Raw genomic sequence first — 11,715 nt, 5'->3', positions numbered from 1 at the left:
GTCCGTTCCGCCACTTATTAAATATTATGCCTGCTAACTTCAGCAGGCATAATATTAAGCGTAATTTAGGGGCGTAGCTCAGTTGGTAGAGCACCGGTCTCCAAAACCGGGTGTCGCGAGTTCGAGTCTCTCCGCCCCTGCCAAATAAAACCCTTCACGTTATCGTGAAGGGTTTTTTTTGATCTGTACTTTATGCTAGATCCTGTCTCGTATCCTTCTTTCCAATTTCTTCGTTATTTCTCTCCTCTGGATGCCTAATTAATCTCACGTGTTGTTATTTAATATATAAAATTCTCTAATGTATTGTTGATAGATCGTGCTGATTTAGCTGTAAATATGCACAAAATAACCGTAATACCAGGTTGTGAACTTGCTCATTCACCTTGTTCGATATTTGAACTAAAACTATCTACAACCTGAGTGAAGGGAAGTTGTTTTTCAGAACGATCCTTCAGGTGCATTCACTTGTTAGTGATACCTGCCAACATCACATTGGTAGCGCTACAGTAGAAATTCGTAGCGCTATGCTGTACCTGGAATCTGACTAAGTAGCTGTAAGACTACACAGGAGGAGTTTAAGTATGTACAGACGTTTACTGGTAGCTGTTGCTGTAAGTACGGCATTATGTGGTGCCGTACAGGCAAAACCCTTAACTGTTGGGTTTTCCCAGATTGGTTCAGAATCAGGATGGCGCTCTGCGGAGACTAAAGTATCAAAGCAGGAAGCCGAGAAGCGTGGAGTAACGTTAAAAATAGCGGATGCTCAGCAGAAGCAGGAGAATCAGATTAAGGCTGTACGGTCGTTCATCGCTCAGGGCGTAGATGCCATATTTATTGCTCCGGTTGTCGCGACAGGATGGGCACCAGTCTTACAGGAAGCTAAAGAAGCAAAAATTCCAGTGTTCCTGCTTGATAGAACGATTGAGGTAAACGATCCATCGTTGTACGCCGCTGCTATTGCTTCTGATAGCGTCTATGAAGGAAAGGTGGCAGGAGAATGGCTCGTGAAAGAGGCTGCCGGCAAACCTTGTAATGTTGTTGAGTTACAGGGAACGGTTGGGGCGAGTGTCGCGATAAATCGCAAGAAAGGATTTGCTGAAGGCATAGTATCAGATTCGCAGATAAAAATTATTCGCTCACAGTCAGGAGACTTTACTCGTAGCAAGGGTAAAGAGGTCATGGAAAGCTTCATTAAAGCCGAGCAGAATGGAAAAAATATCTGTGCAGTTTATGCACATAATGATGACATGGCTATAGGCGCTATTCAGGCAATTAAAGAAGCAGGTTTAAAACCAGGTTCACAGATAAAAGTTGTTTCCATTGATGGCGTTCCTGATATTTTCAAAGCCATGATGAATGGCGAAGCTAATGCTACCGTTGAATTAACGCCCAATATGGCAGGGCCTGCTTTTGATGCTTTATTAGCGATGAAGAAGGATGGCAAGCAGCCTGAAAAATTCATTCAAACCGAATCACGTTTATTACTGCCTGATACAGCAAAACAGGAATATGAAACTAAGAAAGATCTCGGTTATTGATATTTATATTATGGACTCATCGTTGATATAAACTTTGCCAAATACCTAGCAGAAATATGAATATGGAAAAGTGGGTTTGCTATGTTTTCTGCACCGTTAAACTACGGAACAGTGAATATTGCCAGCCTACTTATCCATAATATTTCTCAGGTATGACGTAGCCTTGTTTAGTTGTTGCATAGGTGATGCTGATGGAAACGACACGGTTGTTAGATATTCGGGGCATGAGCGTTGAGTTTCCGGGGGTAAAAGCATTAGATCAGGTGGACTTCACGCTTAATCGTGGCGAAATAGTGGCGCTATTAGGGGAGAATGGTGCAGGAAAATCCACCTTAATTAAGGCGTTGACCGGTGTCTATCAGCGTTCAACTGGCGATATTATTCTTGATGGCATGGCGATTAATCCTATTAGCACTGCGCACGCTCAGTCATTGGGTATCGGAACCGTATATCAAGAGGTCAATTTATTACCGAATCTGTCCGTTGCAGCAAATTTATTTATTGGTCGTGAACCCACACGTTGGGGCATCGTTGATCAACATAAAATCCTGCGCCAGGCCGAAGCACTTTTATTGAATTATGGACTGATGATCGATGTTAACCATCCGCTTGGTAATTACTCAATTGCAGTGCAGCAAATTGTAGCTATCGCCCGAGCTATTGATCTTTCCGCTAAAGTATTAATTCTTGATGAACCGACCGCAAGCCTTGATACAAAAGAAGTTGATATGTTACTGGATATATTGCGAAAGTTGCGCGATCGCGGAATCGCTATGATATTTGTGACGCACTTTTTGGATCAGGTTTATCGCATTAGTGACAGAATTACCGTTTTGCGTAATGGAAAATTAGTCGGGACATTGCCTGCCACAGAATTACCACGTATTGAATTAGTCCAAATGATGTTGGGACACAGTTTTGATGAAACGTTATTGAAGCGTGGAGAACACAGTGACGTATCAGGTGAGCCCATCGTGCAGTTTAAACACTATGGTCGACGTGGTTCGATCAATGACTTCGAGCTTTCCGTTCGTCCAGGAGAAATAGTTGGCCTTGCTGGTCTACTAGGTTCTGGTCGGACAGAAACCGCGCAGCTGATATTTGGTATTAACGTGCCTGATGCCGGAGAGGCCAGAGTGGATGGCAAACCAGTCAGCATTCGCACGCCGCGTGCAGCAGGAAAGCTGGGTTTTGGCTATTGCCCTGAGGATCGCAAGACTGACGGCATTGTCGGTGCGGCAACGGTGCGAGAGAACATCATTCTGGCGCTTCAGGCGCAGCGGGGCTGGCTGAAACCCATTTCCTTACGTGAGCAAATTCGTATTGCTGAAAAGTTTATCAGCCTGTTAGGGATTCGCACGCCCAGTCCAGAGCAGGAAATTCAATATCTCTCGGGCGGGAATCAGCAAAAAGTCCTGCTATCGCGCTGGCTGGCAACCGAGCCGCGCTTCTTGATTCTGGATGAGCCAACGCGAGGAATCGATGTTGGCGCGCACGCTGAAATCATTCGTCTTATCGAGAAGTTATGTGAACAGGGAATGGCGTTACTCGTGATCTCTTCTGAGTTGGAAGAACTGACCGGTTATGCCGATCGCATCATTGTGTTACGTGACAGACAGCACGTTGCGCATCTTGAACACAGCGAGATCTCGGTTGCCGCGGTGATGCAGGCTATCGCAGTACAAACGGGGGCGACTGATGACAGACAATAACATCAAACCTGCCAAGAAAGTGCGCCTAACGTTTACCAAGGGCGTGCCACAGCTCCTGGCGCTGGTAGCTATCCTATTGATTGATAGTATGGTCGCGCCAAACTTCTTCTCCCTTCACATTCAGGACGGGCGCTTGTTCGGTAGCCTTGTCGACATCCTTAATCGCGGGGCACCTGTTGCATTGCTGGCATTAGGCATGACGTTGGTGATTGCTACCGGCGGTATCGACTTATCGGTTGGCGCCGTCATGGCGATTGCAGGAGCGACGGCCGCAACGTTGACTGCGGCTGGTTATCCACTCCCTTCTGTGCTGCTGACTGCGTTATTGGTTGGCGCACTGTGCGGGTTGTGGAACGGTTTTCTGGTTGCGGTGCTACAGATTCAGCCGATTGTTGCGACGTTAATGCTAATGGTTGCCGGGCGCGGCATTGCTCAACTGATTACTGAAGGCCAGATTATTACCTTTGATAGCGCCGGGTTGGCTAAGTTGGGCAACGGGGCTCTGTTCTATCTGCCCATGCCGGTGATTATTGCCTGCGTGGTGTTGTTGGCGCTGTGGGGGCTGACGCGTAAAACGGCGCTTGGGCTATTTATCGAATCTGTCGGGATTAACCTACGCTCAGCTCGTAACGCCGGTGTGAGTACGAAGCTGGTATTAATCGCGGCTTATGTCACATGCGGCGTGTGTGCCGCCGTAGCGGGCGTTATTGTAACGGCGGATATCCGTGGTGCGGATGCGAATAACGCAGGGCTCTGGCTGGAATTAGACGCGATTCTGGCCGTTGTGATCGGTGGAGGCTCGCTACTCGGCGGTCGTTTTAATTTGCTGCTCTCTGTTGTTGGTGCATTGATTATTCAGAGTATGAATACTGGCATCCTGCTTTCGGGCTATCGACCGGAATTCAATCTGGTTCTAAAGGCACTCGTCGTTCTGTTGGTTTTGGTTATGCAATCTCCGCGTATTTCGCTGCATCATCTGTTCAGGAGGAAAACATAATGTTGAAACGCCACTTCCCCCTGTTGATGACTATTCTGGTATTTATTGCGGGTTATTTATTCTGTCTTAGCCAGTTTCCAGGCTTTGCTTCGACGCGCGTTTTCTTTGATTTACTGACGGATAATGCGTTTCTGGGGATCGTGGCGGTTGGGATGACGTTTGTCATTCTATCTGGCGGGATCGATCTTTCCGTAGGGTCAGTCATTGCGTTTACCGGCGTGTTATTGGCCAAATTGATCGGGACATATGGCATCGATCCTTTCTTTGCATTCGCCATCGCGCTGGTGATGGGAGCCATGTTTGGCGGGGTGATGGGATGGATTATCGATACGCTCAAATTGCCCGCATTTATTATCACGCTGGCGGGGATGTTCTTTGTTCGAGGGATGAGCTTCATTGTCTCACAGGAGTCGATACCCATCGATCATCCGGTCTATAGCCAACTGGCGGGTTTAGCATGGCGCATGCCTGATGGAGGACGCTTTACCTTTCTGGCGCTGATTATGCTGATTGTCGTGCTGCTGGGGATTGTGATGGCGCATCGTACCCGCTTTGGTAACCGTGTTTATGCGATTGGTGGTAATAGCTATTCTGCGGAGCTGATGGGGGTGCCTGTCAGGCGGACGACGATTCAGATATACATGCTTTCCAGTACGTTAGCGGTACTGTCAGGCATTGTGTTTTCGCTCTATACCTCGGCGGGCTATGCTCTGGCGGCAAGCGGCGTGGAATTGGACGCCACCGCGGCCGTTGTCATCGGCGGTACGTTATTGACCGGTGGTGTTGGAACCGTATTGGGAACCCTGTTTGGCGTACTGATTCAGGGCTTGATTCAAACGTATATCACGTTTGATGGCACCTTGAGCTCATGGTGGACAAAAATCGTCATTGGTTTCCTGCTTTTTGCTTTCATTGGGTTACAGAAAGCGTTAAGCACTTTCTGGTTAGCCAGACGTGCTTAAGAGCCTATGAGCTGGATGGGTCATGCATTCATTAAAATCGATGTTTTCAGCAATTGACGAATCATCGTCTGCTGATCGCTGTTTTGTAACCAAACGGCATAAAACGGGCGCACGACGGGCTGGCTATCGCCGACTATCCGCAGATTGGAATAGGTTTGTAACCAATGACTGGGTAAAAACGCGCAACCGCCAGTTGTTTCAAGAAGTTGGCGGGTCAAATGGGCCGATGTGGTTGTCAGAATGGGAAGCTGATCGCTGGCTAAGAGGCGATGTTCCTGCTGATGAAAGTCTGCGCCCCACTCCAATTTTATATAGGGCAGCTCCTGTCCGGGCGGATGCGCTTCTGCCGCGAACAGCGAAAGGGAAAAATTACCCAGCAACTGGCTCGCCAATTCCTCCATTTTGGGTTGTTCGGTGGTAATGAACAGGTCCAATTGACGCTCATGGAGTTGTTTTACCAGCGAATGACGTAAGGCAATGCGTGCTTCTAGCTGCAGCAACGGACGCTGTTGGTACAGCGATTGTAGCCAGGGCGTCAGATAGGCTTCCCACAGCGAAGCGGTAGCCCCCACTGAAAGCAGACTGTGCTGTTGCGAGCGTGCGACCTCTTTTTTGGCGATCTGCCAGGTACCGATAAGGCTTTCCGCATAGGGCAGAAGCCGTTCTCCTGCGGGGGTCAGGCGTATATTGTTCCGATGGCGTGTGAACAGGTTAGCTCCAAGCTGTGTCTCTAGCTGACGAATCCGAAAACTCACCGCTGACTGCGTCAGATACAGGGATTCGGCAGCTCGGCCAAAGTGTCTTGTCCTGCTGACTTCCAGAAAGGTTTTTAGTAATTCGGTATCCACGCCCATCTCCAAAAAAATTTTGTCGTAATGATTTAAATGTTTTGTTTTACACAATGTCAAGCCTATCTAATACTCCGCGCCATAAACAACACGACCATAGAAGAATTAGGAGCGTGTAAGATGGCAGAAAGCTTCTCTACCACTCATCGTTTTTTTGATAACAAGTTCTACCCGCGTGGTTTTTCCCGACATGGCGACTTTACGATTAAAGAAGCACAACTGTTGGAGCGCCACGGTTACGCGTTTAACGAGCTGGATTTGGGCAAACGTGAACCAGTAACTGAGGAAGAAACATCGTTTGTTGCCATGTGTCGCGGCGAACGTAAAGCGGAAACGGAACTGGAAAAAATCTGGACCAAGTATCTGGAACGTGTCCGTCGCCCTAAACGCTTCCATACCTTATCTGGCGGTAAGCCGCAGATGGATGCGGTGGAAGAATACACGGAAAGCGATGATTAATTAAGAATGGGGCGTTAGCCCCATTTTCTTTTGTGGTGAGCGTATCTAACGCTTCCGCTATTCAAGGCTTTTGTGGAGCCGAATGAGCAGTCGATCCATACTGCGATAGCTCAGTGCTTCGGCAAGATGTTTCCTCTCGATGTTGTCCCGATCGCCGAGGTCTGCGATTGTGCGTGCGACTTTCAATATCCGGTGCCAGGCGCGTACGGATAAGCCAAGTTTGTTCATCACTTCTTCCAGATAAGCCGCATCAGGCGCTTCTAACGCACAGTGTTGTTCTATTTCGCGTGAGGTGAGCAGCGCGTTGATTTTATTTGCCCGCTTCAGCTGTATCTGCCGTGCGAGCAGCACGCGCTCGCGGATTGTTGCGCTGCTTTCCCCCTGATGACGTTGCTGAGATAAAACTCCTGGTGGTAGCAAAGGAACTTCGATAGAAAGGTCAAAGCGATCCAAAAAGGGACCGGAAAGTTTGCTGAGATAGCGCAGTATTTGCTGTGCGGGTAATCGGTTATGAATGCCTTGATAGTGCCCTGACGGGCTGGGGTTCATTGCAGCGACGAGCTGTACGCGTGCCGGGTAGCACACTTTGGCGCGCGTGCGGGAAATGATAATTTCACCGGATTCCAGAGGCTCTCGTAGGGAATCCAGGACGCGTCGCTCAAACTCTGGTAATTCATCCAGAAACAGTACGCCGTTGTGGGCGAGTGAAATTTCCCCCGGTTTAGGCAACGACCCTCCTCCCACGAGCGCCGCCATGGAAGAACTATGGTGAGGCGCTCTGAATGGTCTGGCTCGCCAACGCGTCATGGTGGCATCAATGTTGATGAGACTGTTGATGGCGGCGCTTTCCAGCGCTTCTTCGTCGCTTAATGGCGGCATCAGATTGCCTAATCGGCTCGCCAGCATGGTTTTTCCTGTTCCTGGCGGCCCCAGCAATAGCAGATTGTGGCCGCCAGCCGCTGCGATTTCCAACGCGCGTTTAGCCTGATCCTGACCGATGATATCCTTCAGGTCGAGGACATCTTCTTCTGATTGCGGAGCCGGTACGATGTCGGAGCAACTGAGCAATTCCCCTTCTCCGCTAAGAAAAGCACACACGTCCAACAAATGCCCAGCCATGAGCGCCTCACCCTGCGGTATTAGCGTCATCTCCCGTTTGTTGTCATCTGGCAGGATAAGCTGGCGGCCTGACTTGATGGCCTCTAGGGCGGCGGGAATCGCGCCATTGACGCCACGTAAGGTGCCAGACAGGCCAAGCTCGCCCAGAAACTCGTAGCGGCTTAGCTTTTCCCCATCGATTTGTTCTGATGCGGCCAGAATCGCCAGAGCAATCGGCAGATCGTAGCGGCCCCCTTCTTTTGGCAGGTCTGCGGGAGCAAGGTTGACCGTGATGCGCTTGGCTGGAAAGGTAAACCCACAATTGATGAGTGCGCTGCGCACGCGATCGCGCGCTTCTTTGACGGTAGTTTCTGGTAAGCCTACCAGAGTCAGAGCAGGTAGCCCGCTGCTGATATGCACTTCAATGTAAACGTCCGGCGCTTGTACGCCAATCATTGCCCGAGTGTAGGTAACTGCCAATGACATGCTATTTCCCCTTTGCTGATGGCTTGCATCATGTCTGGTCGGGGTGAGGAAGTAGAGCCCGTCATTGCCTACTTGCGTGACGGTTTCAGAAGATAATGCTCTGTTTCAGCAATGAAGAAAGTTTGTGCGTAACGCATCGCAATTATGTCGGGTGAACTGACCGTTTTACGTTATCCGACGATCGACAACGTTTGTATTCGCTTGCTATGTTTCTCGCGCAATGCTTATTTTTACACCAACGAGAGAAAATAATTTGGTGCGTGTCTACCTTATGATTACGTTGTATTTTTTCCCGCATTATAGGTTCTTATTACCAAGCTCGATGAAAAAAAATGGTTGTCATACCATGTCTGACTGTGATAACTCTGTAGGCATTCGTTCGACAGAAGATTAATGAACAACCTATTATGAAAGCCCTATCCCTAGTGATTAGCCTAGTCGTGATTAGCGTGGTGGTGATTATTATCCCACCGTGCGGGGCTGCACTTGGACGAAGAATGGCTTAAAAATCAAAGCCTAATTCAAGAAAACCCCCGCACCGAAAGGTCGGGGGTTTTTTGTTGGGCGTAATCTATAACGGAAAGGAACAGAAAATGAACATTAGCATAAAATTCTGTTATTCCCATAAGATGTCGGGGAAATAACTATGAATGGAGCACAGTGGGTGGTACAAGCGTTGCGAGCGCAGGGAGTGGACACCGTTTTTGGGTATCCGGGTGGCGCGATAATGCCCGTCTATGATGCACTTTATGACGGCGGCGTTAAACACCTGCTGTGTCGCCACGAGCAAGGCGCGGTGATGGCGGCGATTGGGTATGCCCGCTCCACAGGTAATGTGGGTGTTTGCATTGCGACGTCTGGCCCAGGTGCAACGAACTTGATCACCGGTTTGGCCGATGCGCTGCTGGATTCTGTCCCTGTAGTGGCGATCACCGGACAGGTCGGGTCGGCGCTGATTGGTACCGACGCTTTCCAGGAGATCGACGTGCTGGGGCTGTCGCTGGCCTGTACGAAACACAGCTTCTTGGTTGAGTCTCTCGAATCACTGCCGGACGTGATGGCAGAAGCGTTTGCGATTGCCAACAGCGGTCGCCCTGGCCCTGTTCTGGTCGATATTCCTAAAGATATTCAACTGGCGATGGGAGATTTCACCCCGAACTTTGCGCCTGTTGCTAACGATGTTGATTTCCCCGAGCAAGATATTGAGCAGGCATATGCCCTGTTGGCGAAAGCACAAAAACCGGTGCTGTACGTTGGCGGTGGGGTCGGTATGGCGAATGCGGTTCCGGCGTTGCGTGAATTCCTGAGCGTAACGGATATCCCTTCGGTTTCGACGCTGAAAGGCTTGGGTGCCGTGGATGCCAATCATCCCTATTACCTCGGTATGATTGGTATGCACGGCACGAAGGCGGCGAACCTGATTGTGCAAGAGTGCGATCTATTAATCGCGGTCGGAGCGCGTTTTGATGACCGCGTGACCGGCAAGCTGAATGCCTTCGCGCCTCATGCCAGCGTTATTCACATGGATATTGACCCAGCGGAGCTGAGCAAATTGCGCCATGCCAATGTGGCGTTGCAAGGCGATCTGAAGTCGATATTACCAGCGCTGCAACAGCCGCTGAACGTCAGCGCGTGGCGCCAGCAGGCGACCATGATGAAAGCGGAATACCCGTGGCGTTATGACCATCCTGGTCAGGCGATTTATGCGCCTGCACTGCTGAAAACGATCTCTGAACGAATGGATGCGGACACGGTGGTGACGACCGATGTGGGCCAGCACCAGATGTGGGCTGCCCAGCATATGACGTTCAGCCGTCCTGAGAATTTCATCACTTCCAGCGGTCTCGGCACAATGGGCTTCGGCGTGCCAGCGGCGGTAGGTGCGCAGGTTGCGCGCCCGGACGACATGGTTATCTGCATCTCCGGCGACGGTTCTTTCATGATGAACGTTCAGGAGTTGGGCACGATAAAACGAAAACGGCTGCCGTTGAAAATCGTGCTGCTGGATAACCAACGGTTGGGTATGGTACGTCAGTGGCAGCAGTTATTCTTTGATGAACGCTATAGTGAAACCGACCTCTCCGATAACCCTGATTTCCTGACGCTGGCAAGCGCGTTTGATATCCCCGGCCAGCGCATCACCCGTAAAGATCAAATTGATGTCGCGTTGGATGCCCTGTTTAACAGCGAAGGACCCTATTTACTGCACGTCTCGATCAATGAATACGAAAACGTCTGGCCGTTGGTTCCGCCGGGTGCGGGTAACGAAACGATGCTCGATAAAACCTAATGGGCTCGATAAAACCCAATAGGCTCGACAACACCCAATAATGGCCGACTTACACAGAATAAGTGCTGGAGACAACAGAATGACACATCATCAACTTTCGATTCAGGCACGCTTTCGTCCCGAAGTTCTGGAGCGTGTATTGCGTGTTACCCGCCATCGCGGTTTCAAAGTTTGCGCGATGAATATGGTGCAAACCACCAATGCCGATCACATTAATATTGAGCTGACCGTTGCCAGCCATCGCTCGGTGGATTTATTGTCAACACAATTGAGTAAGCTGTTGGATATTGCCTGCGTTGACATTCAACCGATGACGACATCACAGCAGATCAGCGCCTAACGCATAAAAAGAGTAAGGAAAAAAAGAATGACAAAAAAAGCGGATTACATTTGGTTCAATGGTGAGATGGTTCCATGGGCTGAAGCAAAAGTACACGTGATGTCGCACGCCTTGCATTATGGTACCTCCGTGTTTGAGGGCGTTCGTTGCTACCATTCACACAAGGGTCCGGTAGTTTTTCGTCACCGCGAGCACATGCAGCGCCTGCGTGATTCGGCAAAAATTTATCGTATGCCGGTCGAACAAAGCGTGGATGAACTGATGGAAGCTTGCCGTGAAACGCTGCGTAAAAATAACTTGACCAGCGCGTATATCCGTCCGCTAGTGTTTATTGGCGATGTGGGTATGGGCGTGAATCCACCAGACGGTTATAAAACCGACGTGATTATCGCGGCGTTCCCGTGGGGCGCGTATCTGGGTGAAGAAGCGCTGGAAGCGGGCATTGATGCCATGGTGTCCTCCTGGAATCGCGCCGCGGCGAATACCATTCCAACCGCCGCTAAAGCGGGCGGTAACTATCTGTCCTCCCTGCTGGTGGGTAGCGAAGCACGTCGCCACGGCTATCAGGAAGGGATCGCGCTGGATGTCCACGGCTATGTTTCTGAAGGTGCAGGCGAGAACCTGTTTGAAGTGAAGGACGGTATTATCTTCACGCCGCCGTTTACCTCTTCGGCGCTGCCGGGCATTACGCGTGACGCCATCATCAAGCTGGCGAAGGACGCGGGATATGAAGTGCGTGAGCAGGTACTGTCCCGTGAGTCACTGTATCTGGCGGATGAAGTGTTCATGTCCGGTACGGCGGCGGAAATCACCCCTGTGCGCAGCGTAGACGGTATTCAGGTCGGCATCGGCAAACGCGGTCCTGTCACTAAAGCTCTGCAACAGGCGTTCTTTGGCCTCTTCACGGGCGAAACCGAAGATAAATGGGGCTGGTTGGATCCGGTAAATCAGTAATCAATCAAGATAATCAGGCGGTGATACGTTC

The 11,715-nt window shown here is 50.1% G+C and carries 11 protein-coding genes and 1 tRNA gene; 10 read left to right on the top strand and 2 right to left on the bottom strand.

Annotation, left to right across the window (positions count from 1 at the left end; all coding sequences use genetic code 11):
* Positions 1 to 67: 67 nt before the first annotated feature.
* The 5 genes from H0247_RS18330 (at position 68) to yjfF (ending at position 5,209) form a co-directional block, all read left to right on the top strand.
* Positions 68 to 143, top strand: a tRNA-Trp gene (locus H0247_RS18330).
* Between the two features lie 438 nt (positions 144 to 581).
* The gene (gene ytfQ / locus H0247_RS18325; RefSeq protein ID WP_180743834.1) at positions 582 to 1,538 is read left to right on the top strand and encodes a galactofuranose ABC transporter, galactofuranose-binding protein YtfQ; all 957 of its coding nucleotides are present in this window, start codon (positions 582 to 584) and stop codon (positions 1,536 to 1,538) included.
* A 191-nt stretch (positions 1,539 to 1,729) separates the two neighbouring features.
* The gene (gene ytfR, locus H0247_RS18320; protein ID WP_180743833.1) at positions 1,730 to 3,250 is read left to right on the top strand and encodes a galactofuranose ABC transporter, ATP-binding protein YtfR; all 1,521 of its coding nucleotides are present in this window, start codon (positions 1,730 to 1,732) and stop codon (positions 3,248 to 3,250) included.
* Complete coding sequence (gene ytfT, locus H0247_RS18315; protein ID WP_180743832.1) at positions 3,237 to 4,247, top strand: galactofuranose ABC transporter, ATP-binding protein YtfT; 1,011 nt, start codon at positions 3,237 to 3,239, stop codon at positions 4,245 to 4,247. The genes ytfR and ytfT overlap by 14 nt, the downstream gene beginning before the upstream one ends.
* Complete coding sequence (gene yjfF / locus H0247_RS18310) at positions 4,247 to 5,209, top strand: galactofuranose ABC transporter, permease protein YjfF (protein WP_180743831.1); 963 nt, start codon at positions 4,247 to 4,249, stop codon at positions 5,207 to 5,209. The genes ytfT and yjfF overlap by 1 nt, the downstream gene beginning before the upstream one ends.
* A 20-nt stretch (positions 5,210 to 5,229) precedes the next feature.
* Here the strand turns inward: yjfF and hdfR are convergent, their stop codons facing one another.
* A complete protein-coding gene (gene hdfR, locus H0247_RS18305) occupies positions 5,230 to 6,057 on the bottom strand; it encodes an HTH-type transcriptional regulator HdfR (protein ID WP_180743830.1) in 828 nt (275 codons plus the stop codon).
* Between the two features lie 120 nt (positions 6,058 to 6,177).
* Between hdfR and H0247_RS18300 the strand changes: the two genes are divergently transcribed.
* On the top strand, positions 6,178 to 6,516 hold the full coding sequence (locus tag H0247_RS18300) for a DUF413 domain-containing protein (protein WP_180743829.1): 339 nt from the start codon (positions 6,178 to 6,180) through the stop codon (positions 6,514 to 6,516).
* 57 nt (positions 6,517 to 6,573) lie between these two features.
* Here the strand turns inward: H0247_RS18300 and H0247_RS18295 are convergent, their stop codons facing one another.
* Positions 6,574 to 8,100 (bottom strand): YifB family Mg chelatase-like AAA ATPase, encoded by a 1,527-nt coding sequence (locus tag H0247_RS18295; RefSeq protein ID WP_180743828.1) that lies wholly within the window; start codon positions 8,098 to 8,100, stop codon positions 6,574 to 6,576.
* 407 nt (positions 8,101 to 8,507) lie between these two features.
* Between H0247_RS18295 and ilvL the strand changes: the two genes are divergently transcribed.
* From ilvL to H0247_RS18275, 4 genes are all read left to right on the top strand, one after another.
* The gene (ilvL, locus tag H0247_RS18290) at positions 8,508 to 8,606 is read left to right on the top strand and encodes an ilv operon leader peptide (protein ID WP_071531109.1); all 99 of its coding nucleotides are present in this window, start codon (positions 8,508 to 8,510) and stop codon (positions 8,604 to 8,606) included.
* 140 nt (positions 8,607 to 8,746) lie between these two features.
* The gene (gene ilvG, locus H0247_RS18285; protein WP_180743827.1) at positions 8,747 to 10,390 is read left to right on the top strand and encodes an acetolactate synthase 2 catalytic subunit; all 1,644 of its coding nucleotides are present in this window, start codon (positions 8,747 to 8,749) and stop codon (positions 10,388 to 10,390) included.
* 79 nt (positions 10,391 to 10,469) lie between these two features.
* The gene (ilvM, locus tag H0247_RS18280; protein WP_010294673.1) at positions 10,470 to 10,730 is read left to right on the top strand and encodes an acetolactate synthase 2 small subunit; all 261 of its coding nucleotides are present in this window, start codon (positions 10,470 to 10,472) and stop codon (positions 10,728 to 10,730) included.
* 27 nt (positions 10,731 to 10,757) lie between these two features.
* The gene (locus H0247_RS18275) at positions 10,758 to 11,684 is read left to right on the top strand and encodes a branched-chain amino acid transaminase (protein ID WP_180743826.1); all 927 of its coding nucleotides are present in this window, start codon (positions 10,758 to 10,760) and stop codon (positions 11,682 to 11,684) included.
* Positions 11,685 to 11,715 lie beyond the last annotated feature (31 nt).

This window comes from Pectobacterium sp. CFBP8739, assembly GCF_013449375.1.
Lineage (GTDB): Bacteria > Pseudomonadota > Gammaproteobacteria > Enterobacterales > Enterobacteriaceae > Pectobacterium.
The sequence above is the reverse complement of the archived record's forward strand: the minus strand, read 5'-3'. Positions and strand labels throughout refer to the sequence as shown.

Excerpts from the sequence above, each read along its gene's own strand:
- H0247_RS18295 (WP_180743828.1), bottom strand. The coding sequence starts at position 8,100 with ATGTCATTGGCAGTTACCTACACTCGGGCAATGATTGGCGTACAAGCG.
- ytfQ (WP_180743834.1), top strand. The coding sequence starts at position 582 with ATGTACAGACGTTTACTGGTAGCTGTTGCTGTAAGTACGGCATTATGT.
- yjfF (WP_180743831.1), top strand. The coding sequence starts at position 4,247 with ATGTTGAAACGCCACTTCCCCCTGTTGATGACTATTCTGGTATTTATT.
- ilvM (WP_010294673.1), top strand. The coding sequence starts at position 10,470 with ATGACACATCATCAACTTTCGATTCAGGCACGCTTTCGTCCCGAAGTT.
- H0247_RS18275 (WP_180743826.1), top strand. The coding sequence starts at position 10,758 with ATGACAAAAAAAGCGGATTACATTTGGTTCAATGGTGAGATGGTTCCA.
- ytfT (WP_180743832.1), top strand. The coding sequence starts at position 3,237 with ATGACAGACAATAACATCAAACCTGCCAAGAAAGTGCGCCTAACGTTT.
- H0247_RS18300 (WP_180743829.1), top strand. The coding sequence starts at position 6,178 with ATGGCAGAAAGCTTCTCTACCACTCATCGTTTTTTTGATAACAAGTTC.
- ilvL (WP_071531109.1), top strand. The coding sequence starts at position 8,508 with ATGAAAGCCCTATCCCTAGTGATTAGCCTAGTCGTGATTAGCGTGGTG.
- ytfR (WP_180743833.1), top strand. The coding sequence starts at position 1,730 with ATGGAAACGACACGGTTGTTAGATATTCGGGGCATGAGCGTTGAGTTT.
- ilvG (WP_180743827.1), top strand. The coding sequence starts at position 8,747 with ATGAATGGAGCACAGTGGGTGGTACAAGCGTTGCGAGCGCAGGGAGTG.